Source organism: Yersinia ruckeri ATCC 29473 (genome assembly GCF_000754815.1).
Classification (GTDB): Bacteria; Pseudomonadota; Gammaproteobacteria; order Enterobacterales; family Enterobacteriaceae; genus Yersinia; species Yersinia ruckeri.
Window position 1 is genome coordinate 829,074 of record NZ_KN150747.1, and the last position, 25,182, is coordinate 854,255.

Here is a 25,182-nt window from a genome sequence, read left to right on the forward strand (position 1 = left end):
ATTACTTACTCTTCTTTTGGCCGGTTGCATTCGGCCCTTTGTCTTGTAACTGGGATGGTAATAGCACGGTGGTGACGCGTTTGCCTTTATCGCTGAACGCTTCCATTTGCTGCTCTTTCACCAAATAGGTGATTTTGTCACCTTTGATATTACTGTCCAACTGTTCCAGATATGCATCGCCCGTCAGAATGACAAACTCTTTGGCAACTTCATAACGCAGTTTCTGACCATGGCCTTTAACCGGTTTTCCATTGTCTTGCATTTGGTAGAAAGTCACGGGGTTACCAAAACCTTCAATCACGGTTTTACTTTGATCGCCGCCGGGGCGCGAAATCACCATTCTATCGGCTTTAATTTCGATACTACCCTGTTTTACGATCACATTGTCGGTGAAGGTCGCCGTATTACCGGTCATATCCAACGCCTGCTTGTCAGAGGTAATATTGATGGGCTGATCGGTATCGCCAGTTAATGCCAATGCCGGAACGCTTGCGGCCAAAAGCGAGCTGGCAATCAGAAGATGAAGAATTTTATTTTTGGATTTCATAGTAGGTATTAACCTTTTCAATCAGCTCTGCGGTTTTGTTCCGCAAGTTTCCACGCATTTTCATGCCGTTAGATGTAAACCCAATGCCATAAAGTGTCACTTCATCGTCTGAGGATATATCCTGAGTGATTAAATTAACCTGGGCATTATCAGTTTTGATTTTTTGTAGTTGTGAGGTGGTCGTCAAACTGTTGACCTCAACATTACCGTATAAAAACAGCATCCTATCGTCAGTCAATTTGGCGCGATCGGCGCGGACTGACCAGGTTGCTACGGCATTTTCATCGAACATGGTCATGACCGGTTTGGTAAACCAGGTGACTTCTTTGGTGGTGTAGTTTTTGACGTCTTCCGCCACCAGTTTGTAATTAAGTTTACCCACTGGATTATAAACTACCGTGACCGTATGCTGACTTTGATAGGTCGGTTCATTATCGTCGACAAGCACTTTTTGGTCTGGATGATTAAAACCAGAATAATTCCAGCCAATTAACGATAAGGCAATTAGCGCCAGTATCAGCGTTATCCAAAATTTTGTTTTACTCATATCGACAATCCTTTGGCGCCGTCAAGCTTACCCTGGGCTAACAATATCAGATCGCACAATTCACGTACCGCACCTCGGCCACCATGGATTCGGGTGACGTAATGAGCCTTGGGCAATAATATTGGGTGCGCATCTGCCACCGCGACGGACAAACCGACTTGAGCCATGACCGGCCAGTCGATGAGGTCGTCGCCAATATATGCCACTTCCTCGGGTTGACAGGATAAGCTGCTCAGCAGCTCGCCATAAGCCAAAAGCTTATCGGACTGCCCCTGATAAAGATGAGTAATACCCAAAGTTTTGGCTCGGTCTTCCAGCAATTTTGCCGATCTGCCGGTAATGATTGCGACCTCTATTCCTGACGTTATCAGGCAACGAATACCATAACCATCGCGAACATTAAAACTTTTCAACTCTTCGCCATTATTGCCCATAAAAATCAGGCCATCGGACATCACGCCATCAACATCGCAGATCAACAGGCGAATCTTGGCGGCGCGCTCGATCACATTAGTGGTGACCGGCCCGTAGCAGGTTGCTACATACTCAGTGTTACTCATTCCATATCCTTTATACGACGCCAGCTCTTAACATGTCATGCATATGAACCACGCCTAACAACTGGTCACCATCAGCAACCAACAATGCTGTTATATGGCGCGATTGCATCAGATTAAGCGCATCGACTGCCAACATATTCGGTCGTACCCGAATACCGCCACGGGTCATTACATCTGCAATTTTGGCATTATTCAGATCGATACCCATATCAAATACCCGGCGTAAATCACCGTCGGTAAAGATACCCTCGATCCTCATCAAATCGTTACAGATAACGGTTAAACCAAGATTCTTCCGAGTGATTTCCAAAAGCGCATCACGCAGGGACGCGTCGGGACTCACGTGGGGAATCTCATCACCGGTATGCATAATATCGCTAATGCGTAATAACAGCTTACGTCCCAGTGCGCCGCCGGGATGCGACAGTGCAAAATCTTCCTGAGTAAAACCGCGCGCCTGCAACAGTGCCACGGCCAGCGCATCACCCATCACCAACGTTGCTGTGGTGCTGGTGGTGGGCGCCAACCCCAGCGGGCAGGCTTCGTCTGGTACTTTGATACATAAATGAATGTCTGCCGCTTTGCCCATACTACTATTTGGATTATTAGTCATGCAGATCAGCGGAATCTGTAGTCGCTTCAGAACAGGAGTTAGCGCCAGAATCTCGTTGGATTCACCGGAGTTGGAGATAGCCAATACGATATCCTGTGGTGTAACCATGCCCAAATCGCCGTGGCTGGCTTCACCGGGATGAACAAAAAAGGCTGGTGTACCGGTACTGGCAAATGTTGCGGCTATTTTGCAACCGATATGGCCGGATTTTCCCATGCCCATCACCACAACTTTGCCTTGGCAGTAGAATATTTTCTCGCAAGCACGGGTAAAATCTTCGTTAATATATTGATCTAACTGGGCAAGACCTTCACGTTCAATCTTTAATACCTGTTTACCGGCCTGTTGAAAATCGACGTCCGGGTGCAAAGCAAAATTAGACATACTCAATTCCTGCTCATTTTAGAGTACTGCACTGAAAGGGGTAAAAAATAGCACCGCAAGGTATGCGATAAAGCCACATAATAACAGAGCGCCAGCCAGATGACCGATTCGTTGTTTTCGTCCCAGGCAAAGTAAGGTGAATATGACACTGACAATCAACATCACCCAGTAGTCCCGCTGTAGAGCTTCTGAATTAATCGCACCCGGAGATAATAAGGCCGGAACACCCAGTACAATAACGATATTAAAGATATTGGAGCCGATAATATTGCCAATGGCCATATCATCCTCACCTTTCAGCGCGCCAGCGATGGATGTAGCCAACTCAGGTAAACTGGTGCCGATAGCAATGACCGTCAGGCCGATGACCAACTCACTCAACCCGAAAAAACGGGCGATAACAGTAGCATTATCAATCACAATCTTGGCGGAAAGCGGCAGAATAATAAAAGCCAGTACCAGCCATAAACAGGCCACGGTATTACTGCTGTCCTGAGGAAGTTCCGAGAGCTGCTCGCGGGTGAGAATATCGTTGCCTTCTTTGTGCGCCAAACGGGTGATTTTCAGCATCAGGGTAATAAAGGCCGCCGCTGAGGTGAGCAGAATGACACCATCCCATTGGCTGAGGTAATTATCAGTGAGTATAAAACCGCATAATACCGTGACGACCAGCATTAATGGCAGCTCCCGCTGAAGAATTTCTGAGCGTACTGTTAATGGGCGAATTAATGCCGCACAACCAACAATAAGCAATAAATTCGTAATATTAGAACCGATGACATTACCCACGGCCATATCTGTTTGACCATTTAACGCTGCGGTAACCGAAATAATCAATTCTGGCAGAGACGTGCCGATACCAACAATGGTCATCCCAATGATTAATGGCGGGACACCCAATGAACGGGCTAACACCGCTGCGCCATAAACCAAACGGTCGGCACCGTACACCAATAAAACCAAACCAACGATTAATAATGCTATCGCAAGAAACATGCAGAGTCCTTATTAGGTATAATCCCGGGTTTGCTGGCGAAAGGGCATTTGCACGAATTTTCGCTTTCGTTCTCTTATGCACTAATTTTGACTGTGAGCGCTGGAAAAGTAAAACTTATGGCCACTTTGGCTACGAAAAAACGGAAATAAGTTGTAAGAATGCTACGCATTACACCTATTGGTGTCATTTACTGTAGCATTGGCGATTAAATAGGTAATAAACGGCTTAAAGGGATGAATGAGCATGAATCAGCCGGCCTCTAATCTGATTGAGATTCGCGGGATGAGTTTTACCCGCGGCGAGCGACCGATATTTACAGATATAAACATGACTGTTCCCAAAGGCAAAATCACTGCCATTATGGGGCCATCGGGCATCGGGAAAACGACATTGTTACGTCTGATTGGCGGACAACTTTCTCCCGACGTTGGTGAAATCTGGTTTGATGGCGATAATATTCCGTCATTATCAAGACATCGCCTCTATGACGTGCGCAAGAAAATGAGCATGTTATTCCAGTCTGGTGCGCTGTTTACCGACCTGACTGTGTTTGAGAATGTCGCTTTCCCTTTGCGGGAGCACGGTCATCTGCCAGAAACGCTGCTGCATAGCACCGTCATGATGAAACTCGAGGCCGTTGGACTACGTGGAGCAGCGAAACTGATGCCGGCGGAACTTTCGGGGGGGATGGCGCGCCGTGCGGCATTGGCCAGAGCAATCGCTTTAGATCCTGAACTCATCATGTTTGATGAGCCGTTCGTTGGTCAGGACCCAATTACCATGGGCGTTTTGGTCAAACTGATTGACGAACTGAATCACGCGTTGGGCGTAACCTGCGTGGTGGTGTCACATGATGTGCCAGAAGTGCTGAGTATTGCCGACTACGCCTATATTGTTGCCGATCAACATGTGATTGCAGAGGGTACGCCGGAACAGTTGCAAAGCAATTGCGATCCGCGGGTTCGTCAGTTCCTGGATGGTATTGCTGATGGGCCGGTACCATTCCGCTTCCCGGCTGGCGACTATAAAACCGAGCTATTAGGCTGATGGAGTGTTCATGTTAGTACAAACGTTAGCGTCCGTAGGCCGCAAAGGCATTAATGTCTGTGCCACGTTCGGGCGAGCGGGGTTGATGCTATTCAATGCGATTGTCGGCCGGCCACAACTGCGCCAGCAATGGCCACTATTGGTGAAACAGTTGTATAGCGTGGGGGTACAATCCCTGCTGATTATTATGGTATCCGGTCTGTTTATCGGCATGGTACTGGGGTTACAAGGCTATCTGATTCTGACGACCTACAGTGCAGAAGCCAGTCTGGGCATGATGGTATCACTGTCTCTGTTGAGGGAATTGGGGCCGGTGGTGACTGCGTTACTGTTCGCGGGGCGAGCTGGCTCGGCCCTAACCGCCGAAATCGGTTTGATGAAAGCAACCGAACAGATCTCTAGCCTGGAAATGATGGCTATTGATCCACTGCGGCGGGTGGTTGCACCGCGTTTCTGGGCTGGTTTAATCAGCATGCCTTTGCTGACGGCAATTTTTGTGGCTGTGGGTATTTGGGGGGGATCGGTTGTTGGTGTTGACTGGAAAGGAATTGATAGCGGTTTCTTCTGGTCGGCGATGCAAGGCGCGGTTGAGTGGCGCACCGATTTACTGAACTGCTTAATCAAGAGTTTGGTATTTGCAATTACCGTAACCTGGATTGCGTTGTTTAATGGTTATGATGCGATCCCAACATCGGAAGGGATTAGCCGAGCAACCACCCGTACGGTGGTGCATTCATCACTGGCGGTATTGGGATTAGATTTTGTGCTCACAGCACTGATGTTTGGGAATTAAGTCATGCAAACGAAGAAAACCGAAGTTTGGGTAGGTCTGTTTATTGTGATCGCTTTAGCGGCAATCATTTTCTTATGCCTGAAAGTGGCAGATATAAAATCAGTTGGCAATCAGCCTACTTACCGAATATATGCGACTTTTGATAATGTCGGTGGGCTAAAAGCCAGCTCACCGGTTAAAATTGGTGGTGTAGTCGTAGGACGAGTAGCAGAAATTTCCCTCGACACTAAAAATTACACTCCGCGAGTGGCGATTGATATTCAGGATCAATATAACAATATTCCTGATACTAGTTCTTTAGCGGTCCGCACATCGGGTTTATTGGGTGAACAATATCTGGCGCTGAACGTCGGATTTGAAGATCCGGAGATGGGCACTAGCATTCTGAAAGAAGGCAGCACAATTCAGGACACGAAATCAGCATTGGTTCTAGAAGATTTAATCGGCCAGTTCCTGTACAGAAGTGGTGGCAATACGGATGGAGCTCCTGCGGCTGCACCAGCACCGGCTGGTGAACCTACCTCACCCGCAGCGCATATTCATTAAGAGGGCATTTGAATGTTTACACGTTTATTAATGGTCGCATTGTTGGTGGTCGCTCCGCTGGCAAATGCTGTTGACCAAACTAATCCGTACCGCATGATGGACGATGCGGCACAAAAAACTTTTACGCGCCTGAAAAATGAACAGCCGAAAATCAAGCAAAATCCTGATTATCTGCGGACTATTGTTCATGAAGAACTGATGCCTTTTGTGCAGATTAAATATGCTGGAGCTTTGGTTCTCGGCAGCTATTACAAAGGTGCAACCCCAGCTCAACGCGAAGCGTACTTCAACGCCTTCGGCAAATATCTGGAACAGGCTTATGGTCAGGCATTAGCACTGTATCATGGACAAACGTACCAGATTGCTCCAGATCAACCACTGGGTGATGCCAATATCGTCGCCATTCGCGTTACCATTCTTGATCCCAATGGCCGCCCACCCGTGCGTTTAGATTTCCAGTGGCGTAAGAATAGCCAAACGGGTCATTGGCAGGCATTTGATATGATTGCTGAAGGTGTCAGTATGATCAGTACCAAGCAAAATGAATGGGCATCTATCCTGCGGACACAAGGTGTTGATGGTTTGACTCAGCAATTACTGATTGCCGCCAAACAGCCAATCACTCTGGATAAAAACTGATTATGGCCGCTGAACTCCGTTGGGAATCCCAACAACATACGCTGTTGTTGATCGGAGATCTTGATCGCGAGACGCTGATGCCATTATGGCAGCAGCGGGAGACTCTGTTGGCGGACAAAACCTGTCTGGATGTGGCGCAACTACAACGCGTAGACTCTTCCGGCCTGGCCTTGTTGGTCCATTTACGTGAAGAACAGCACCAAAGGGGTAGTGACCTGATTATTTCAGGTGTCAGCGACCGTCTGGCGACGCTGATTACGTTATATAATTTACAGGAAATCATTCCAGTTACGGCGGTGACTTAGCTCACCTTGCTACGATAGTTGCGCATCACGGTATTTTGGCCCCTGTACGTAATCACGACGCAGGGGCTTTTCTTTAGTTTAAGAGCTTGCCGTATTCCTCTACTATGTTTGACTGGTTATGATCCTCTGAAAATAGAGCGAATATTATGGAAACGACCGAAATTAAAGATGTGCTGATGCGAGCATTGGCACTGGATGAAGTACAGGTAACCGGTGATGGTAGCCACTTTCAGGTTATTGCCGTTGGTGAGTTATTTACCGAGATGAGCCGTGTGAAGAAACAACAGACAGTTTATGCGCCATTGATGGAATACATCGCTGATAATCGCATCCATGCTTTATCGATCAAAACTTATACGCCCCAAGAGTGGCAGCGAGATCGCAAACTTAACGGTTTTTAATGCTGTTGGCTACGGCGAACAGCGACATCGAATCTGACAACAGAGAGTAGTCAAATGGAGAAATTTCGTGTGCAGGGGCGGACTCGCCTAAGTGGTGAAGTCACTATTTCCGGCGCTAAAAACGCAGCCCTGCCAATCATGTTTGCCGCGTTGTTGGCCGAAGAACCGGTGGAATTGCAGAATGTCCCACGCCTTAAGGACATTGATACCACCATCAAATTACTGAGCCAACTGGGCACGAAGATTGAACGTAATGGTTCGGTTTTTATTGATGCCAGTGGGGTCAATGAATTCTGTGCACCTTACGACTTGGTTAAAACCATGCGAGCCTCTATCTGGGCTTTAGGCCCGTTAGTCGCCCGCTTTGGCCGCGGTCAGGTTTCTCTGCCAGGCGGCTGCGCTATCGGCGCTCGCCCAGTTGATTTGCACATTACCGGGCTGGAACAACTGGGTGCAGAGATCAAGCTGGAAGAAGGCTATGTTAAAGCATCGGTTAATGGTCGCCTGAAAGGCGCACATATCGTGATGGATAAAGTTAGCGTAGGTGCGACTGTCACCATCATGAGTGCAGCAACGCTGGCAGAAGGCACTACGGTGATTGAAAACGCTGCGCGTGAACCGGAAATTGTTGATACAGCGAACTTCCTGAATACGCTGGGCGCCAAAATTACCGGTCACGGCACCGATAGTATCACTATTGAGGGCGTTGAGCGTTTAGGGGGCGGCGTATACCGCGTTTTGCCAGATCGTATCGAAACCGGTACTTTCTTGGTCGCGGCGGCTATTTCTGGTGGCAAAGTCGTATGTCGAGCTACCCGCCCGGATACGTTGGATGCAGTATTATCGAAACTGCGTGAAGCGGGTGCCGATATTGAAGTCGGCGATGACTGGATCAGCCTGGACATGCATGGCGAGCGTCCTAAAGCTGTCACTTTGCGTACTGCGCCGCATCCTGGTTTCCCTACCGATATGCAGGCACAATTCAGCTTGCTGAACTTGGTGGCTCAAGGTACGGGCGTGATTACCGAAACTATCTTTGAAAACCGCTTTATGCACATCCCTGAACTGATTCGGATGGGTGCACGAGCAGAAATCGAAAGTAATACCGTTATTTGCTACGGCGTTGAGCAGCTTTCTGGCGCACAGGTTATGGCCACCGATTTACGTGCTTCCGCCAGCTTGGTATTGGCCGGTTGTATTGCAGACGGTGTCACCATCGTGGATCGTATTTATCATATTGATCGTGGTTATGAGCGTATTGAAGATAAATTGCGTGCTCTGGGTGCCAATATTGAGCGTGTGAAAGAGGAATAAGGCTGTTGCTACGACGGAATAGCTGACTTCGGTTAAACCTGACCGCATTTTGATGCGTTCGCATTTTAACCAGCCCGCTCCAATAAAAAGCCAGTCAGGTTCTTTAACCGGCTGGCTTTTTTATTGTAATTTATTTGACGTTTCCTAGCTCTCAGGATACTCGCTAATGGTCACATTCAGGGTTATCTGCTCACCATTACGTAGAATTAATACCGGAATAGTGGTTCCAGGACGAACCTCAGCCACCTGATCCATTGTTTCCACCGCCGAAACTGCTGGCTTGTTATTAACGCTCAGAATGATATCACCAACCTGAATATTTGCTGCTGCCGCAGGCCCGTTAGGTGAAATCTGATTGACTTTAATCCCGTGGATACGTTCCAGCGTTTGGGAGTTATTGCGGTTACTAGCATGGAAAGGTGGGTAATCTCCGCCGGTAATTCCGATATAACCACGAATGACACGGCCATCACGAATCAGCTTTTCCATCACTTTGGTTGCTAATACGGTAGGAATGGCGAAACCGATACCTTCAGGTGTTTCACCATTGCTGCTTTTGTCAAAGGATAGTGTATTGATGCCCACTAATTCACCCAGAGAATTGACCAGCGCACCACCAGAGTTTCCCTGATTAATCGAGGCGTCAGTTTGCAGAAAATTTTGTCGGCCTGAGGCGCTCAAACCGATGCGTCCGGTGGCACTGATGATACCTTGAGTGATGGTCTGGCCTAAATTATAGGGATTACCTATCGCCAGCACGACATCACCAATATGAGGAATTCGATGAACATTGATAGGAATGACTGGCAGGTTTCCTGCATCAATTTTCAGTACTGCTAAATCGGTCATATTGTCTGAACCGACCAATAACGCCTCCGACACCCGACCATCTTGTAGAGCAACGATAATTTGTTCGGCGTTATTGACCACGTGTTTATTGGTTAGGATATAACCCTTGTCGCTCATGATGACGCCAGAACCTAGCGTACGAATCTCAAGGCCATCCTGCGCGGTGGCACCCATGCTGCGGTTATACACATTGACTACGGCAGGTGCGGCTCTACGTACCCCAAGATTATAGCTAACGGGGGCTTCACTATCGGTGCTTGCCGTTTTACCGGCAAACAGGTTGCTGGATGAACGCAATACGGGTAATGCGGCCAGTAAAATACCCGCAACAACCAGACCAATAATGATGGATCGCAATAGCTTAATAAACATGAGGTTTAAGACGTGAAAGATAGATGATTGGAGAATAGCACGAGTTAAGCGGACACAGCGTTGCACTGTGTCCGATTTTTCTGCAAATTAGCGTAATAGTAGATAAATAGTTTCATTGCCACGGATGATATTCAACGCCATGACTGGCGGCTTGGCTTCAAGTGCCTTACGCAGTTGGGTAATATCCTGAATGCGTTGGCGATTGATACCAATAATCACATCGTCTTTTTGCAAGCCAGCTTGTGCAGCTGGTGAGCCTTTAGCGACGCTATCGATTTTAACACCTTTGCCTGAGCCTTTAATGTCGGTATTGCTCAGCGATGCTCCCTGTAATGATGAAGATAAGGTTTCTGCACTGGTGGAGGTTGGATTACTGTTCTCCAATGTTACCGCTACTTCCAGAGGTTTACCCTCACGTAACAAGCCAACTTTAATGGTTTTACCCGGCCCGGTGGTACCGATCTTGGCACGCAGCTCCGCGAAACTGCTAATCGGTTTGCCATCAACGGAAACCAGTACGTCGCCAGCTTTGATACCCGCTTTCGCTGCCGCAGATTTCGGCATAACTTCACTCACAAAAGCCCCACGTTGTGCGTCGATATTAAAGGCTTTGGCGATATCAGCGGTCATTTCACTGCCTTTGATACCCAAGATGCCGCGCTTCACTTCGCCGAACTCAATTAATTGCTGGCTCAGGTTTTGTGCCATATTGCTCGGGATAGCAAAGCCGATACCAATATTACCGCCACCTGGAGCCAAAATCGCGGTATTGATGCCAATCAGTTCCCCATTCAGGTTAACCAACGCACCGCCTGAGTTACCGCGGTTGATGGAGGCATCGGTCTGAATAAAGTTTTCCAGCCCTTCCAGATTCAGCCCACTACGGCCTAGTGCCGAAATAATGCCGGACGTTGCTGTTTGTCCTAATCCGAATGGGTTACCTACCGCCACGGCAAAATCACCGACACGCAAATTATCGGAATCGGCGATAGGAATGGCTTTCAGGTTTTTTGCATCGGTCAACTGCAACAATGCGATATCGGTTTGTTCATCTCGGCCGAGCAGTTTGGCGTCGTATTCACGGCCATCATTTAATTGAACGCGGATTTTGTCAGCATTATTGATGACGTGATTATTGGTCAGGACATAGCCTTTTTCCGCATTGATAATGACACCGGAACCCAACCCTTCAAATGGACGGCTGTTCTCTTTGCCCATTGGGGCATTCGGGCCAAAGAAGAATTTAAATTCTTCAGGCAAACGCTGTTGCTGAGCCTGAGTACCGGTTACATGAACGCTAACAACGGCAGGCAGCACTTTTTCCAACATAGGTGCCAGACTTGGCAGAGATTGCCCGGCAACGGCCATTGGCAATGGTGCGGCATTGACCGCCGGTGCTACAGCAAGACCAAGACCAACGCTCATAGCTAGAGCACTAAGAAATAATGACTTTTTTTTCATTGGATTAAATTCTCTCAATACCTAACGGTGAATGAATTGATGATATTGCGCCATGGGCCCCATTGAAAGCTAAGACCGTTGAACAGATAAAAAATTCACTTATTTCAAAAAGCTACTGTTATGGTAAACAGCAGTGACCACGCAATGCTCCATGATATAGGGATCGGATGGCAGTGATTCAAGGAGTGGGAAGTATAGAACTGTAAAAGAAGGGTAAATTAAAGAAAACCGGATAGCGTAAGTAGGAACGCTATCCGGATAAGAGACTGATATATAAAATCAATCTCGGGTTTGATGCTCTGGACGCAATAAACCTGATGCACCATCGGAATAATCACGCGGCGGCATTTTTACCGGTGCCTGATCGTTATCCGCTTCGGATTCGGTTAAACGGTAGCGGAACGGGTTATCCTGCATTGGCAGGTCAGGCAACAGATTATTCGAGCTTTGCGCCATGTGCTGATAAAGCTGACGATAATCTCGAGCCATATTATCCAGTAACTCTGCACTACGAGCGAAATGACCCACTAACTCCTGGCGGTATTCTTCCAGCTCAGATTTGCTCTTTTCCAGTTCATTTTGCAGCACTTGCTGCTGACGCAATTTACGATTGCCGAAGCGCATGGTTATCGCACCGATGGCGATACCAACAACTAACCCAATAAGCGCATACTCCCAGGTCATAGTGACTCCTTTTTTGACTTCATTGTTCGGTAGGGCTTTTTCACTTAATAATACCCACTATAACCGTTAACCTTGTCAGAGTGGAATCCTGATGCAACTTTGCTTATGGTTATCAGGTCTTTTCTGATGCAGTCACCGTCGGTAAATGCGTCGATTACCAGATAAATCAGCATAAAAGCGCAGCGAAAAACAGATAAATATTTTATCAGGAATTGTTGAAAAACATGCAACTCAGTACACCTACAGCACGTTATCAGCAGGCTTTAGCCGCTGGAGAATACCAACCTGATGAAGTTCAACGTCAGGCCGTTGAGCAACTTGATATCATCTATCGGGCGCTTTGTGACCGTGCCACTCAACCAAAACCCACTCCTGGCTTACGCCACCGGCTGAGCCGATTGCTCGGAAAACCGGTAGGTCAGGCGGCTATACAGCCGGTTCAGGGCTTATATATGTGGGGAGGCGTAGGGCGTGGAAAAACCTGGTTAATGGATCTTTTCTTCCACAGTTTACCCGGCGAACGCAAGCTCCGACTGCATTTCCATCGTTTTATGTTGCGGGTACATCAAGAGCTAACTGAGTTGCAAGGGCATGAAAATCCATTGGAAATCATTGCCGATGGGTTTAAAACGCAAACGGATGTGCTGTGTTTTGACGAATTTTTTGTCTCGGATATTACCGATGCCATGTTGTTGGCAACGCTACTCCAAGCCTTGTTTGCTCGTGGAATCACGCTGATTGCCACTTCGAATATCCCGCCGGATAATTTGTATAAAAACGGTCTGCAACGGGCGCGTTTCTTACCAGCGATTACTTTGATTAATCAATATTGCAACGTGATGAATGTGGACGCCGGTATTGATTATCGGCTACGTACTTTAACGCAGGCACATCTCTACATGACGCCGCTAAATCCGCAAAATACATTGCTCATGCAGCAGATGTACATCAAGTTGGCGGGTAAAGAAGGTGAGCTGGCGCCGGTTCTGGATATCAATCATCGGCCACTTACGGCGATCCGTGCAGCAGATGGCGTTTTGGCGGTAGATTTCTATACCTTATGTGAAGAGGCGCGCAGCCAATTGGATTACATCGCGTTATCCCGCGAGTATCACAGTGTGCTACTGCACAATGTGCGTTTGATGACGGCAAAGGAAGAGAATGCTGCGCGGCGTTTTCTGGCGCTGGTTGATGAGTTTTACGAGCACCGGGTGAAGCTGATTATCTCTGCGGAAGTACCAATGTTTGAAATTTATCAAGGAGAACGGCTAAAATTTGAGTACCAGCGCTGTTTATCTCGTTTACAGGAGATGCAGAGCGAGGAGTACCTTAAGCTGCCTCATCTGCCTTAAAACGTCAGGTTACAGTATATTGACGTCGTTGCTCGCACATTGCTGGTTAAACATGCTATTCTGCGCTAGGGCGATTATTGATCGCCCGATTGAACACCTGTAATTTATGCTTTTCACGCCAAAAACAGTTCGATCTTTGCAGCCGACTTCTCTATAATCTTGCGACCCCACGTTACAATAAAGTTTTTTTCCCAAAAACTTTATAGTGCCAGCAATAGGCTATTCGAAGGGGTAGGTTTGCTGGACTTGATGGTCGTGTGAGCCTCAACTGTTGATTTGAGCGTTTGGGTGTTCACCAACGTGTAACTTATAATTGGGTAAGCTTTTAATGAAAACTTTCACAGCTAAGCCAGAAACCGTAAAACGCGACTGGTATGTTGTTGACGCGAACGGTAAGACCTTAGGTCGCCTCGCTACTGAACTGGCTCGTCGCCTGCGCGGCAAGCATAAAGCGGAATACACCCCGCACGTTGATACTGGTGATTACATCATCGTTCTGAACGCAGAAAAAGTTGCTGTAACTGGTAACAAGCGTACAGACAAGATTTATTACCGTCATACCGGTCACATCGGTGGTATCAAACAAGCGACCTTTGAAGAGATGATTGCCCGCCGTCCTGAGCGTGTGATTGAAATCGCGGTTAAAGGCATGCTGCCTAAGGGCCCGCTGGGTCGTGCAATGTTCCGTAAACTTAAAGTTTACGCAGGCACTGAGCACACCCATGCGGCACAGCAACCGCAAGTTCTGGACATTTAATCGGGATTATGGCAATGGCTGAAAATCAATACTACGGCACTGGTCGCCGCAAAAGTTCTTCCGCACGCGTCTTTATTAAGCCGGGTAGCGGTAACATCGTTATTAACCAACGTAGCATCGAACAGTACTTCGGTCGCGAGACTGGCCGCATGGTCGTTATGCAGCCTCTGGTACTGCTAGATATGGTTGGTAAGTTTGACCTGTACATCACTGTTAAAGGTGGTGGTATTTCTGGTCAGGCTGGCGCTATCCGTCACGGTATCACTCGTGCACTGATGGAGTATGACGAGTCTCTGCGTGGTGAACTGCGTAAAGCTGGCTTCGTAACGCGTGATGCGCGTGAAGTTGAGCGTAAGAAAGTGGGTCTGCGTAAAGCACGTCGTCGTCCACAGTTCTCCAAACGTTAATTTTTTGCCTTTATGGCATCAGATTAATGCTAAAAACCCGGTGTTTCACCGGGTTTTTTTATGCCTGAAAATCAAGCATACCCTTGTCTATTGCCATCTACGTACGGTATAAACTGCGAGTCGTCAGACAAATCACCATGAAATGACGGCAGCATCCCCACAAAACAAGCAAAATCTGGTAAACTATCACTCACTTTTGTGCCTGTTCGCCGAGCTGTTGACGTCCGTTTATCTCCCTGGCTGAATGATTATCTCGACCAAGGCTTATTAACGGCATGTTGGTCGAGACAGTGAACTGGCGGTAAAACTACTCAGGATAGCAGCCTCTGCGTTGGCTATTCGCACTGTTTTCTAGATAAACTTGGAGGTTTTCATGGCTGTCGCTGCCAACAAACGTTCGGTAATGACGCTGTTCTCTGGCCCGACCGACATTTTTAGCCATCAAGTACGTATCGTACTGGCGGAAAAAGGTGTCAGTGTTGAGATTGAGCAGGTTGAGATGGATAACCTGCCGCAGGATCTGATTGACCTCAATCCATACCAGACGGTACCTACACTGGTTGATCGCGAGCTGACTCTGTATGAGTCCCGTATCATCATGGAATATCTTGATGAACGTTTCCCGCACCCTCCACTGATGCCGGTATACCCTGTTGCTCGTGGTGAAAGCCGTCTGATGATGCTGCGCATTGAAAAGAACTGGTACTCTCTGATGTACAAGATTGAGCAAAAGAGCGGCCAGGAAGCAGAATCAGCGCGTCGCCAACTGCGTGAAGAATTGCTGGCTATCGCGCCAATTTTCGCTCAAACCCCGTATTTCATGAGTGAAGAATTTAGTCTGGTAGATTGCTACCTGGCTCCGTTGCTGTGGCGCTTACCTGAATTGGGTATCGAGTTGACAGGTACCGGTTCTAAAGAGCTGAAAGGCTATATGACCCGCGTGTTTGAACGCGATGCGTTCTTGGCTTCCCTCACGGAAGCTGAGCGCGAAATGCGTCTGCGCATGCAGGGGTAATGGCTATGGAGATGTCTGATATGTCTCCGCGTCGCCCTTACTTGTTGCGCGCGTTTTACGATTGGCTGATTGATAACGAACTGACGCCCCATTTAGTGGTGGATGTCTCTCTGCCTGATGTGATGGTACCGATGGAGTTTGCCCGTGATGGTCAGATTGTATTGAATATCGCACCACGTGCAGTGGGTAATCTGGAACTGGGTAATGAAGACGTTCGTTTTAATGCCCGTTTTGGTGGTGTTCCACGGCAGGTCGTTGTACCTATGGGGGCTGTTCTGGCGATTTATGCCAGAGAAAACGGTGCCGGGACAATGTTCGAACCTGAAGTGGCATATAACGATGATGTTGACGGCGATTTTTCTGAAATGGATGACGCTGGTGAAGCGGTGCCAACAGACAGTTTGGTGCTGGTAACTGACGATTCTTCGGCAAAATCGGATAGCGATGGCGGCACTGATGATGAGCCTCCACCGCCTTCCCGCAGTGGCCGACCTGCATTACGGGTTGTGAAATAATATCCATTCATTTGCGTATTATTCTTCAGGGCGGCTTAGGCCGCCCTGGTTGTTTCTGTCGAGCCATCAGGGTATCAGGATAACTTTTTCAGCTCGGCCAGGCAGGTATCTCGTGGACCGGTCATATCGTTGTTTCTGATTGTCGATAACGTATGCGAGGCTCGTTGTTGGAAGCTGGTTTTTGCTGCGCTATCTGTAGCCTCTGTCGGTGCAGTACAGACATCAGTCAGGGCTAGCGTTTTACTGTCACTGACGGCTCTTAGCACCGCCGCCGGGTTATAAATCAGGGCGGAAGAAAGTGCTGATTTTATAGATTGAGTAAACTTCTGATTCCCGCCATCTGCCAGCTTCGGCGCCATTGCAATCCAATTATCGTCGCCTAGCTTGATATTGTTTTCTACCGCAGCCAATTGCCCCGATTTGGCCAGCTCTGCAACCACCGCTTTGGCTCCCCGAGCTTCAATATTGTAGCTCACTTCCTGATAGTTTAGAGACATGGCTAGAGAGCTAAAACTGGTGGCGAGTAGACCACCGGCAATAAGCAGCAAAGGGGTTTTCATCATTGATTTCCTTATATTCCAAAACACGATGTAACTGATACGCTGATGATATTGCGAGTCCATTACTATAGCGCGTCATATATAAAAAGCTGCAAATAAGGGATGATGAGTGTTACAAAATCTGTATTTTCATCATATTTACAGATTAAATTCGGCCTTTATGCTTATCTCTTATCGTTAGCGGGAAGACACTAAATAAATAGTGCTGTGATGTATCTAATAAGAAAATAGCAAATGGTCAGCAGAAGGTGGGTTGATCTATCTACTTGAGTATCAAATGGATATCCTGAATAGACTCACGCTAGAGAAAGTTATGTATCGGTGAGTCATAACGATAAATCCACGGCTCGAACCGACAAAAATGTATTGATGGTACCTTGACGATCTGCCGGTTTTCACTACTGCGGCGACGGAGTGATTAATCTCAAGGGCTGGATCCTTGGTCATCCAGCCCTTTTATTTGGTCTTGTCTAGCAAGCTTTTATACTTCCAGATAACCCATAATGCCTTCAGCCGCTTTACGACCTTCGGCAATCGCAGTGACGACCAGATCAGAGCCACGAACAATATCGCCACCGGCAAAGATTTTCGGGTTGCTGGTCTGGAAGGCGTTACTGGCTGTTTCCGGCGCGACGACCCGACCCTGCTTATCTAGATTAACATCATGAGCGGCTAACCATTCCATGCTGTGTGGACGGAAACCAAACGCCATCACTATCGCATCGGCATCCAAAACATGCTCGGAACCGGCAATAGGTTCAGCCTGACGGCGGCCTTGTGCATCCGGCGCACCTAATTGGGTACGCACCATTTTCACACCGCAAACTTTACCTGTGCCACTGACTTCAATGCTGAGTGGCTGCAAATTGAATTTGAACTCGACACCTTCTTCACGGGCATTTTTCACTTCCCGTTTTGAACCTGGCATGTTCACTTCATCGCGACGATAGGCACAAGTGACGTGAGTGGCACATTGGCGCACCGCAGTACGAACGCAGTCCATTGCGGTATCACCACCACCCAGCACCACGACACGTTTACCTTCCATATTGACATAAGGCTCGTCAGTGGTTGCTTGATAACCCATTAATTGTTTGGTGTTGGCAATCAGGAACGGCAGAGCATCGTAAACGCCGGGAGCTTCTTCATTTTCCAGCCCTGCGCGCATGGATTGGTAAGTCCCGACGCCAAGGAATACCGCATCGTAATCACTGAGTAGGGTTTCCATCGTCACGTCTGTGCCGACTTCAGTATTAAGCTGAAATTCGATTCCCATCTCGGAGAAAATTTTACGCCGCTTGATCATCACCTCTTTTTCCAGCTTGAAGGCTGGAATACCAAAGGTCAGCAGGCCGCCAATCTCAGGATGACGATCAAATACCACGGCCTGAACACCGTTGCGGGTGAGTACGTCCGCACAGGCTAGCCCTGCCGGACCTGCGCCGATGATAGCCACGCGTTTACCCGTTGGATGCACGTGGGACATATCTGGCTTCCAACCCATTTCAATGGCTTTATCGCTGATATAACGCTCGATATTGCCGATGGTCACAGCACCGAATTCGTCATTCAGGGTACAGGAGCCTTCGCACAGGCGATCCTGAGGACACACCCGGCCACAGACTTCTGGCAGGCTGTTAGTCTGGTGAGCCAGATCAGCGGCTTCCATTATTCGCCCTTCGTTAGCCAGTTTCAACCAATTCGGGATGTAGTTATGTACAGGACACTTCCATTCACAATACGGATTACCACAGGATAGGCAGCGGTCTGCTTGCGCTTTGGCCTGGGTTTCTGAGAACGGTTCGTAAATTTCGACAAATTCAATTTTACGGATCTTCAGCGGCTTTTTCGGCGGATCAACACGCTGCAAGTCGATAAATTGATAAACATTCTGGCTCATTTTAACCCCTTACTGCGCTTGAACCCGCAACTCGGCTGCGGAACGACTACGGTGGCCCAACAGTGCTTTCACATCGCTGGATTTTGGTTTCACCAAGGCGAATTTGGTTACCCATTCCGGCCAGGTGGCCAAAATTTCTTCGCCACGACTGGAACCGGTCAACTGAACGTGTTCAGTGATTAGCCCGCGCAGATGTTCTTCATGGATTGCCAGTTGATCGACATCCAATACTTCTACCAACTCAGGGTTAACGCGTTTACGGAATTCACCGTCTTCATCCAAAACATAAGCAAAGCCACCGGTCATTCCTGCGCCAAAGTTGATGCCGGTACGACCCAGAACACAGACGATACCACCGGTCATGTATTCACAGCCGTTATCACCGATACCTTCAACCACGGTAATTGCGCCAGAGTTACGCACGGCGAAACGCTCACCAGCACGGCCTGCGGCAAATAATTTACCACCGGTTGCACCATACAGGCAGGTGTTACCGACAATGCTGGCTTCGTGGCTGCGGAAAGCAGAACCGACCGGAGGACGTACCGCAATACGGCCGCCAGCCATACCTTTACCGACATAATCGTTGGCATCACCAGTCAGGGTCAATTCAACGCCACCGGCATTCCAAACGCCAAAGCTCTGACCCGCAGTACCGGAGAAGTGCACTTTGATTGGATCGGTTGCCAAACCTTGATCACCATGTTTTTCAGCGATAGCACCTGACAGTGCCGCGCCTACCGAGCGATCGGTGTTACGGATATCAAAGTAGAACGTCTTACTGTGTTTGGCTTCGATATAGGGTTCAGCCTGTGCCAGCAAGGCTTTGTTTAACGAGCCTTTATCGAATGGCGGATTGCTTTCAGTGCAATACAGTGCCTTGCCCGGATGTGGTTTAGCCGTTGCCAACAGTGGCGACAAGTCCAGTTTGTTCTGTTTGGCCGAAATACCGTCCAGCTCGATTAACATATCGGTGCGGCCAATTAAATCAACCAGTTGGCTTACACCCAACTCAGCCATAATCTGACGTGTTTCTCTGGCGATAAACTGGAAATAGTTCACCACACGCTCCGGCAGGCCGTGATAATGGTCGCGTCGCAGCTTTTCGTCCTGAGTTGCTACACCCGTAGCGCAGTTATTCAGGTGACAAATACGCAGATATTTACAGCCTAACGCGACCATTGGGCCGGTACCAAAGCCGAAGCTTTCGGCACCAAGAATGGCTGCTTTGATAATATCGACACCGGTTTTCAGACCGCCATCAACTTGCAGACGGATTTTATGGCGCAGGCCATTAGCAACCAGCGCCTGTTGGGTTTCAACCAGGCCCAGCTCCCACGGACAACCGGCGTATTTCACTGATGAGAGCGGGCTAGCCCCGGTACCACCATCGTAGCCAGCAATGGTGATCAGGTCGGCATAGGCTTTCGCTACGCCAGTGGCAATCGTACCGACACCCGGTTCGGAAACCAGCTTCACCGAAATCATGGCTTTCGGATTGACCTGCTTCAAATCGAAAATGAGCTGTGCCAAATCTTCAATGGAGTAAATATCGTGATGCGGCGGTGGGGAAATCAGGGTCACGCCCGGCACGGAATAGCGCAGTTTGGCGATATAAGGTGTGACTTTATCTCCTGGCAACTGACCGCCTTCACCGGGTTTTGCCCCTTGGGCAACTTTGATCTGAATAACGTCAGCGTTGACCAGATACGCCGGGGTTACGCCGAAACGGCCTGATGCCACTTGTTTGATGCGGGACACTTTATTGGTGCCATAGCGCACCGGATCTTCGCCGCCTTCGCCAGAGTTGGAAAAACCACCCAGACTATTCATCGCGATAGCCAGTGATTCATGGGCTTCTGGGCTGAGTGCGCCGATAGACATGGCCGCAGTATCAAATCGGGTAAATAAGGATTCTGCGGGTTCAACTTGATCAACCGGGATCGGCGTGTTTTGTGGCTTGATCGCCAGCAGATCCCGCAGGGTCGCGACCGGACGCTCATTGACCAGTTTTGCATAGACTTGATAATCGCTGTATTCGCCGCTGTGTACTGCTTTCTGCAAGGTACTGACCACATCTGGGTTATACGTGTGGTATTCGCCGTTATGGACAAATTTGAGTAAACCGCCTTGATCCAAAGGTTGACGTTTCAGCCAGGCGCGTTTGGATAGATTTTGCAGATCTTGCTGGAAGTCGCTGAAGTCGGCACCGCCGATACGGCTAACCACGCCCTGAAAACACAGGTTACATAGCGCTTTATCTAGACCCACGGCTTCGAACAGCTTGGCGCAGCGATAAGATGCCACAGTGGATATGCCCATTTTGGACATGATTTTGTAGAGGCCTTTGTTGATGCCGTTGCGATAATTGAGCATCACATCGCGGTATTTCTTATCTATAGCCTGAGTATCGACAAGTTTAGCCAGTGATTCGTAAGCTAAATATGGATAGATAGCCGTTGCACCAAAACCGAGTAACACGGCGAAGTGGTGCGGATCGCGGGCACTGGCGGTTTCAACAATGATGTTGGCGTCACAGCGCAGATTTTTTTCTACCAGACGCGTCTGGATCGCACCGACCGCCATCGGGGCGGGTACCGGCAGGCGAGTTGGCGAAATAGAACGGTCGGACAGTACCAGCATGACCGCACCGTCACGTACTTTGCGCTCGGCCTCGTCACACAGTGATAAAACGCTCTGTTGCAGGTCTTGCTGGCTAGGATCGAACGTCAAATCCAGGCGATCGGCACGATAATATTCGCCTTCCAGCGTCGTGAGCTGCTGGAAATCTGAATACAGCAGGATCGGCGATTTGAAGCTCAACCGATGAGCCTGGCCTTCGGCTTCGCAGAATACGTTCATCTCGCGACCAATACTGGTGGCCAATGACATAACATGGGCCTCCCGCAGTGGATCGATCGGCGGGTTGGTGACCTGTGCGAACTGTTGACGGAAATAGTCATAGATAATACGTGGACCGCTGGAAAGCACGGCAAATGGCGTATCGTCACCCATTGAACCCGTCGCTTCCTGACCATTCTCACCCAATACGCGGATGATTTGATCCAGTTCTTCGTTACTGTAACCAAACTGTTTTTGATAGGTTTCAAGCTGAGAGTCGTCTAACTGGCGGCTACCGACTTGATCTTCTGGCAGATCTTCGAATGGCACCAAACGCTTAACGTTCTTTTCCATCCATTCTTTATACGGGTGACGGCTTTTCAGATCGTTATCGGTTTCTGCAGAATGTAGGATTTTTCCGGTACGGGTATCGATCACCATCAGTTCACCGGGGCCGACGCGGCCTTTTTCAACCACTTCATCCGGCTGATAATCCCAAATACCGACTTCCGAGGCACAGGTAATCAATTTGTCTTTGGTGATGACGTAGCGCGCGGGACGCAGGCCGTTACGATCCAGATTACAGGCAGCATAGCGTCCGTCAGACATAACGATCCCGGCAGGGCCATCCCACGGTTCCATATGCATCGAGTTAAAGTCGAAGAAGGCGCGCAGATCGGTATCCATATCCGGGTTGTTCTGCCAGGCAGGCGGAACCAGTAGGCGCATGGCACGAATCAAATCCATCCCGCCGCTAAGGAACAGCTCCAGCATGTTATCCAGCGAGCTGGAATCGGAGCCGGTTTCATTGACGAAAGGCGCGGCATCCTGCAAATCCGGGATCAGTGGCGTCTTGAATTTATAGGCACGAGCTCGCGCCCATTGGCGGTTACCAGCGATAGTATTGATTTCGCCGTTGTGCGCCAGATAGCGAAACGGTTGCGCCAGTGGCCAGCGTGGCACGGTATTGGTGGAGAAACGCTGGTGGAACAGGCAAATGGCCGATTCGAGACGCAGGTCGGCCAGATCCAGATAGAAACGTGGCAGATCTGCAGGCATACACAGGCCTTTATAGATCGTCACCAGATTGGAAAAACTACAGACGTAGAAGTCTAAATCTGAAATACGCTTTTCGATACGGCGGCGTGCCACAAACAGGCGGCGTTCCATATCACGTGGCCGCCACCCGGCAGGGGCATTGACAAAAATCTGTTCAATACGCGGCAGAGAAGAGAGGGCAATTTCACCGAGAACATCGGGATTAGTCGGCACGGCGCGCCAGCCAACGACGGAGAGTGTCTCGTTTTGCAGCTCTTCTTCCACAATGCGGCGGCTGGCCTGAGCCAGTTCATTATCCTGGCTCAGGAATATCATGCCAACAGCGTAGTTTTTTGCTAAACGCCAGCCGCGCTCTTCGGCGACCATGCGGAAAAAACGATCCGGTTTTTGTAATAGCAAGCCGCAGCCATCGCCTGTTTTACCATCGGCGAGTATGGCTCCACGGTGCTGCATGCGGGCCAGTGCGTGTATTGCCGTACGCACGACTTTATGGCTTGGTTCGCCTTCTATGTGGGCGATGAGGCCAAAACCGCAATTGTCCTTCTCTTGGGATTTATCGTACAACATATCAGTGAACCTCCCCAGGCTCTGCGTGACTCTCACAACCTACTGCGAGGGACAATTCACGGTGACGGGTGGGCTGACAGGCACGTATTTCACGGCAAATCTGCTTTTCCGCCCTCCGCCAATGACCTCTCGTGACGGGTCTCACAAGTGGTATATAACTTGTTTTAAGAGGGAGTCTTAAATTACTGCATAATTATGACTAGACGTTTGCCCGTCTAGAAAGCTTCCAGCGGACTTCCAACTTAGCGAGAAAGAATACTGAGGTCAAATATAAGTCTAAGATATATCCTTACCACTAAAAACATATTTATCATTATGAATTTAAAGTGAATTATTGGACTTATTGCCTTTTGTATAGTCTGTTGGATAGGCGTGAAAATGTGAGCTGTCTCACTATAGTGCAATCACCAAATCTCTGCACCATGCTAGTTCTGGCTTAGAACGCAGAGTTATATCCTGCAATTTGCTATTCTAATAAGATTAAAAACTATTTTTAATCAATTTGTAATCGATGGGCTAAGCCGTTTGTCATGATTAGAAAAATTAATCGGTATTTAAATGATTTTATTTTCATTTATAATGAATGGTTATGCGAAATTGCACCCAAAGAGGAGGGAGTTGATCTCTGTCATCGCACGGAACACCCTGGCCAGTTAGGCTAAGCGACTTTTCCGACAGGCAGCCTCCAGATTATGCAGTTGCAGAAATTAGTCAATATGTTTGGTGCGGATTTACAACGCCGCTATGGTGAAAAAATCCATAAACTCACGCTCCACGGTGGTTTCAGCTGTCCAAACCGCGACGGTACGTTGGGGCGCGGTGGCTGCACTTTCTGCCAGGTCGCCTCTTTTGCCGATGAACAAATGCAGCAACGCACCATTAGCGAACAATTGGCCGCACAGGCCAAAAAGGTTAATCGTGCCAACCGTTATCTGGCCTATTTTCAGGCTTATACTAGTACCTATGCCGAAATAAATGCGTTGGCAGCGATGTATCAGCAGGCATTGACCGAAGCCGATATCGTGGGGATTTGTGTCGGTACGCGCCCAGACTGCGTACCCGATGCAGTGCTGGATTTGCTCAGCAGCTACCACCAACAAGGCTATGAAGTTTGGCTGGAACTGGGTTTGCAAACGGCCAATGATAAAACCCTCAAACGTATTAACCGTGGTCATGACTTTGCCAGTTATCAACATACCGCTCGCCGTGCCAGAGCGCGTGGCTTAAAAGTCTGTTGCCATCTGATAGTCGGATTGCCCGGAGAAGATCAAGCCCAAGGCCTGCAAACGCTACAACAAGTCGCCGATACCGGTGTCGACGGGTTAAAACTGCATCCGTTGCACATCGTCGAAGGCAGTACCATGGCCAAAGCCTGGCGAGCAGGTCGCCTGCCCGAGCTGGCACTGGAAGATTATGTCGTCACCGCCGGTGAAATGATCCGCCATACACCAACGGATATTGTTTATCACCGTATTTCGGCCAGCGCCCGCCGCCCGACGTTGCTTGCTCCGCTGTGGTGCGAGAATCGGTGGACCGGTATGGTGGAGTTGAATAAGTATATGCTTGTCCACGGTGGGCAAGCCTCTGCATTGTGATCGGCTACTGCGCGTTTGTCACTTGAGTTTGGGCTGTGCTCGGCCTCCTCGTGTACTGCGTGTACACTCCGGGGCACTGCGCGCAGGCCGCGCTCAATTGTCTGCCGCTCGCTACGCCCTTGGCTTGGGTGATTGTCGGCTACTGCGCGTTTGTCACTTGAGTTTGGGCTGTGCTCGGCCTCCTCGTGTACTGCGTGTACACTCCGGGGCACTGCGCACAGGCCGCGCTCAATTGTCTGCCGCTCGCTACGCCCTTGGCTTGGGTGATTGTCGGCTACTGCGCGTTTGTCACTTGAGTTTGGGCTGTGCTCGGCCTCCTCGTGTACTGCGTGTACACTCCGGGGCACTGCGCGCAGGCCGCGCTCAATTGTCTGCCGCTCGTTACGCCCTTGGCTTGGGTGATTGTCGGCTACTGCGCGTTTGTCACTTGAGTTTGGGCTGTGCTCGGCCTCCTCGTGTACTGGCATCGCTATTATCAACTTTCGCCATTTCCCTTTGATTTGCAGTCTTTTCCACACTTCTGGGTAACTCGCCTTATCTATTCCCGGTTTTACG

25 protein-coding genes are annotated in these 25,182 nt (G+C 49.0%); 14 read left to right on the plus strand and 11 right to left on the minus strand.

Features of this window, described 5'->3' with window-relative positions; genetic code table 11:
- Position 1 precedes the first annotated feature (1 nt).
- Genes lptA through DJ39_RS03700 form a run of 5 tightly spaced genes read right to left on the minus strand, consistent with a single transcriptional unit; the run spans position 2 to position 3,647 of the window.
- Complete coding sequence (gene lptA, locus DJ39_RS03680; RefSeq protein WP_038241184.1) at positions 2-547, minus strand: lipopolysaccharide ABC transporter substrate-binding protein LptA; 546 nt, start codon at positions 545-547, stop codon at positions 2-4.
- A complete protein-coding gene (gene lptC / locus DJ39_RS03685) occupies positions 531-1,094 on the minus strand; it encodes an LPS export ABC transporter periplasmic protein LptC (protein WP_038241183.1) in 564 nt (187 codons plus the stop codon). Before lptC ends, lptA begins: the two co-directional genes overlap by 17 nt.
- The gene (gene kdsC, locus DJ39_RS03690) at positions 1,091-1,654 is read right to left on the minus strand and encodes a 3-deoxy-manno-octulosonate-8-phosphatase KdsC (protein ID WP_004722388.1); all 564 of its coding nucleotides are present in this window, start codon (positions 1,652-1,654) and stop codon (positions 1,091-1,093) included. The genes lptC and kdsC overlap by 4 nt, the downstream gene beginning before the upstream one ends.
- Positions 1,655-1,664: 10 nt before the next feature.
- Complete coding sequence (kdsD, locus tag DJ39_RS03695; RefSeq protein WP_004722386.1) at positions 1,665-2,651, minus strand: arabinose-5-phosphate isomerase KdsD; 987 nt, start codon at positions 2,649-2,651, stop codon at positions 1,665-1,667.
- An 18-nt stretch (positions 2,652-2,669) separates the two neighbouring features.
- Positions 2,670-3,647: a calcium/sodium antiporter gene (locus DJ39_RS03700; protein WP_004722384.1), complete on the minus strand. Its 978-nt coding sequence runs from the start codon at positions 3,645-3,647 to the stop codon at positions 2,670-2,672.
- A gap of 244 nt (positions 3,648-3,891) precedes the next feature.
- Here DJ39_RS03700 and mlaF point away from each other — a divergent pair, with 244 nt between their 5' ends.
- The 7 genes from mlaF to murA all read left to right on the plus strand — a co-directional run bounded on the left by mlaF (position 3,892) and on the right by murA (position 8,693).
- Positions 3,892-4,695, plus strand: a complete 804-nt coding sequence (gene mlaF / locus DJ39_RS03705; RefSeq protein WP_038241180.1) for a phospholipid ABC transporter ATP-binding protein MlaF — start codon at positions 3,892-3,894, stop codon at positions 4,693-4,695.
- Between the two features lie 10 nt (positions 4,696-4,705).
- The gene (mlaE, locus tag DJ39_RS03710; protein WP_004722380.1) at positions 4,706-5,488 is read left to right on the plus strand and encodes a lipid asymmetry maintenance ABC transporter permease subunit MlaE; all 783 of its coding nucleotides are present in this window, start codon (positions 4,706-4,708) and stop codon (positions 5,486-5,488) included.
- Positions 5,489-5,491: 3 nt separating this feature from the next.
- Positions 5,492-6,034: an outer membrane lipid asymmetry maintenance protein MlaD gene (gene mlaD, locus DJ39_RS03715; RefSeq protein ID WP_004722378.1), complete on the plus strand. Its 543-nt coding sequence runs from the start codon at positions 5,492-5,494 to the stop codon at positions 6,032-6,034.
- Positions 6,035-6,046: 12 nt separating this feature from the next.
- Positions 6,047-6,673, plus strand: coding sequence for a phospholipid-binding protein MlaC (gene mlaC / locus DJ39_RS03720; RefSeq protein WP_004722374.1), 627 nt, complete (start codon positions 6,047-6,049; stop codon positions 6,671-6,673).
- Positions 6,674-6,675: 2 nt separating this feature from the next.
- The gene (gene mlaB, locus DJ39_RS03725; protein ID WP_004722372.1) at positions 6,676-6,978 is read left to right on the plus strand and encodes a lipid asymmetry maintenance protein MlaB; all 303 of its coding nucleotides are present in this window, start codon (positions 6,676-6,678) and stop codon (positions 6,976-6,978) included.
- 146 nt (positions 6,979-7,124) lie between these two features.
- On the plus strand, positions 7,125-7,379 hold the full coding sequence (gene ibaG / locus DJ39_RS03730) for a BolA family iron metabolism protein IbaG (protein ID WP_004722370.1): 255 nt from the start codon (positions 7,125-7,127) through the stop codon (positions 7,377-7,379).
- A gap of 54 nt (positions 7,380-7,433) precedes the next feature.
- On the plus strand, positions 7,434-8,693 hold the full coding sequence (gene murA / locus DJ39_RS03735) for a UDP-N-acetylglucosamine 1-carboxyvinyltransferase (protein ID WP_004722368.1): 1,260 nt from the start codon (positions 7,434-7,436) through the stop codon (positions 8,691-8,693).
- 144 nt (positions 8,694-8,837) lie between these two features.
- Here the strand turns inward: murA and degS are convergent, their stop codons facing one another.
- The 3 genes from degS to zapG form a co-directional block, all read right to left on the minus strand.
- Positions 8,838-9,914, minus strand: a complete 1,077-nt coding sequence (degS, locus tag DJ39_RS03740) for an outer membrane-stress sensor serine endopeptidase DegS (protein WP_004722366.1) — start codon at positions 9,912-9,914, stop codon at positions 8,838-8,840.
- Between the two features lie 87 nt (positions 9,915-10,001).
- Positions 10,002-11,375, minus strand: coding sequence for a serine endoprotease DegQ (gene degQ, locus DJ39_RS03745; RefSeq protein WP_038241174.1), 1,374 nt, complete (start codon positions 11,373-11,375; stop codon positions 10,002-10,004).
- Between the two features lie 279 nt (positions 11,376-11,654).
- The gene (gene zapG, locus DJ39_RS03750) at positions 11,655-12,059 is read right to left on the minus strand and encodes a Z-ring associated protein ZapG (RefSeq protein WP_004722362.1); all 405 of its coding nucleotides are present in this window, start codon (positions 12,057-12,059) and stop codon (positions 11,655-11,657) included.
- Positions 12,060-12,283: 224 nt separating this feature from the next.
- Here zapG and zapE point away from each other — a divergent pair, with 224 nt between their 5' ends.
- From zapE to sspB, 5 genes are all read left to right on the plus strand, one after another.
- Positions 12,284-13,411 (plus strand): cell division protein ZapE, encoded by a 1,128-nt coding sequence (gene zapE, locus DJ39_RS03755; RefSeq protein ID WP_004722359.1) that lies wholly within the window; start codon positions 12,284-12,286, stop codon positions 13,409-13,411.
- 328 nt (positions 13,412-13,739) lie between these two features.
- Positions 13,740-14,168 (plus strand): 50S ribosomal protein L13, encoded by a 429-nt coding sequence (gene rplM / locus DJ39_RS03760; protein ID WP_004722357.1) that lies wholly within the window; start codon positions 13,740-13,742, stop codon positions 14,166-14,168.
- A gap of 14 nt (positions 14,169-14,182) precedes the next feature.
- Entirely contained in the window at positions 14,183-14,575 is a 393-nt protein-coding gene (gene rpsI / locus DJ39_RS03765) for a 30S ribosomal protein S9 (protein WP_038241165.1), read from the plus strand.
- A 373-nt stretch (positions 14,576-14,948) separates the two neighbouring features.
- The gene (gene sspA / locus DJ39_RS03770) at positions 14,949-15,590 is read left to right on the plus strand and encodes a stringent starvation protein SspA (protein WP_004722353.1); all 642 of its coding nucleotides are present in this window, start codon (positions 14,949-14,951) and stop codon (positions 15,588-15,590) included.
- A gap of 5 nt (positions 15,591-15,595) precedes the next feature.
- Positions 15,596-16,105 carry a ClpXP protease specificity-enhancing factor gene (gene sspB / locus DJ39_RS03775; protein WP_004722352.1) on the plus strand — a complete coding sequence of 170 codons (510 nt, stop codon included), beginning with the start codon at positions 15,596-15,598 and terminating at the stop codon, positions 16,103-16,105.
- A 74-nt stretch (positions 16,106-16,179) separates the two neighbouring features.
- Here sspB and DJ39_RS03780 read toward each other — a convergent pair whose 3' ends face one another.
- The 3 genes from DJ39_RS03780 to gltB all read right to left on the minus strand — a co-directional run bounded on the left by DJ39_RS03780 (position 16,180) and on the right by gltB (position 23,032).
- Complete coding sequence (locus DJ39_RS03780) at positions 16,180-16,665, minus strand: hypothetical protein (RefSeq protein ID WP_038241163.1); 486 nt, start codon at positions 16,663-16,665, stop codon at positions 16,180-16,182.
- 481 nt (positions 16,666-17,146) lie between these two features.
- On the minus strand, positions 17,147-18,565 hold the full coding sequence (locus DJ39_RS03785) for a glutamate synthase small subunit (RefSeq protein WP_004722348.1): 1,419 nt from the start codon (positions 18,563-18,565) through the stop codon (positions 17,147-17,149).
- 9 nt (positions 18,566-18,574) lie between these two features.
- Complete coding sequence (gene gltB / locus DJ39_RS03790) at positions 18,575-23,032, minus strand: glutamate synthase large subunit (RefSeq protein ID WP_038251146.1); 4,458 nt, start codon at positions 23,030-23,032, stop codon at positions 18,575-18,577.
- Positions 23,033-23,724: 692 nt separating this feature from the next.
- Here gltB and mnmL point away from each other — a divergent pair.
- Both mnmL and DJ39_RS03800 read left to right on the plus strand, forming a co-directional pair.
- Entirely contained in the window at positions 23,725-24,627 is a 903-nt protein-coding gene (gene mnmL / locus DJ39_RS03795) for a tRNA modification radical SAM protein MnmL/YtqA (protein ID WP_038241159.1), read from the plus strand.
- Entirely contained in the window at positions 24,605-25,126 is a 522-nt protein-coding gene (locus DJ39_RS03800; RefSeq protein ID WP_038251147.1) for a hypothetical protein, read from the plus strand. Before mnmL ends, DJ39_RS03800 begins: the two co-directional genes overlap by 23 nt.
- Positions 25,127-25,182 lie beyond the last annotated feature (56 nt).

Bases quoted from the DNA above. Each gene is read 5' to 3' on its own strand.
- lptA (WP_038241184.1), bottom strand. From the start codon at position 547: ATGAAATCCAAAAATAAAATTCTTCATCTTCTGATTGCCAGCTCGCTT.
- lptC (WP_038241183.1), bottom strand. From the start codon at position 1,094: ATGAGTAAAACAAAATTTTGGATAACGCTGATACTGGCGCTAATTGCC.
- kdsC (WP_004722388.1), bottom strand. From the start codon at position 1,654: ATGAGTAACACTGAGTATGTAGCAACCTGCTACGGGCCGGTCACCACT.
- kdsD (WP_004722386.1), bottom strand. From the start codon at position 2,651: ATGTCTAATTTTGCTTTGCACCCGGACGTCGATTTTCAACAGGCCGGT.
- DJ39_RS03700 (WP_004722384.1), bottom strand. From the start codon at position 3,647: ATGTTTCTTGCGATAGCATTATTAATCGTTGGTTTGGTTTTATTGGTG.
- mlaF (WP_038241180.1), top strand. From the start codon at position 3,892: ATGAATCAGCCGGCCTCTAATCTGATTGAGATTCGCGGGATGAGTTTT.
- mlaE (WP_004722380.1), top strand. From the start codon at position 4,706: ATGTTAGTACAAACGTTAGCGTCCGTAGGCCGCAAAGGCATTAATGTC.
- mlaD (WP_004722378.1), top strand. From the start codon at position 5,492: ATGCAAACGAAGAAAACCGAAGTTTGGGTAGGTCTGTTTATTGTGATC.
- mlaC (WP_004722374.1), top strand. From the start codon at position 6,047: ATGTTTACACGTTTATTAATGGTCGCATTGTTGGTGGTCGCTCCGCTG.
- mlaB (WP_004722372.1), top strand. From the start codon at position 6,676: ATGGCCGCTGAACTCCGTTGGGAATCCCAACAACATACGCTGTTGTTG.
- ibaG (WP_004722370.1), top strand. From the start codon at position 7,125: ATGGAAACGACCGAAATTAAAGATGTGCTGATGCGAGCATTGGCACTG.
- murA (WP_004722368.1), top strand. From the start codon at position 7,434: ATGGAGAAATTTCGTGTGCAGGGGCGGACTCGCCTAAGTGGTGAAGTC.
- degS (WP_004722366.1), bottom strand. From the start codon at position 9,914: ATGTTTATTAAGCTATTGCGATCCATCATTATTGGTCTGGTTGTTGCG.
- degQ (WP_038241174.1), bottom strand. From the start codon at position 11,375: ATGAAAAAAAAGTCATTATTTCTTAGTGCTCTAGCTATGAGCGTTGGT.
- zapG (WP_004722362.1), bottom strand. From the start codon at position 12,059: ATGACCTGGGAGTATGCGCTTATTGGGTTAGTTGTTGGTATCGCCATC.
- zapE (WP_004722359.1), top strand. From the start codon at position 12,284: ATGCAACTCAGTACACCTACAGCACGTTATCAGCAGGCTTTAGCCGCT.
- rplM (WP_004722357.1), top strand. From the start codon at position 13,740: ATGAAAACTTTCACAGCTAAGCCAGAAACCGTAAAACGCGACTGGTAT.
- rpsI (WP_038241165.1), top strand. From the start codon at position 14,183: ATGGCTGAAAATCAATACTACGGCACTGGTCGCCGCAAAAGTTCTTCC.
- sspA (WP_004722353.1), top strand. From the start codon at position 14,949: ATGGCTGTCGCTGCCAACAAACGTTCGGTAATGACGCTGTTCTCTGGC.
- sspB (WP_004722352.1), top strand. From the start codon at position 15,596: ATGGAGATGTCTGATATGTCTCCGCGTCGCCCTTACTTGTTGCGCGCG.
- DJ39_RS03780 (WP_038241163.1), bottom strand. From the start codon at position 16,665: ATGAAAACCCCTTTGCTGCTTATTGCCGGTGGTCTACTCGCCACCAGT.
- DJ39_RS03785 (WP_004722348.1), bottom strand. From the start codon at position 18,565: ATGAGCCAGAATGTTTATCAATTTATCGACTTGCAGCGTGTTGATCCG.
- gltB (WP_038251146.1), bottom strand. From the start codon at position 23,032: ATGTTGTACGATAAATCCCAAGAGAAGGACAATTGCGGTTTTGGCCTC.
- mnmL (WP_038241159.1), top strand. From the start codon at position 23,725: ATGCAGTTGCAGAAATTAGTCAATATGTTTGGTGCGGATTTACAACGC.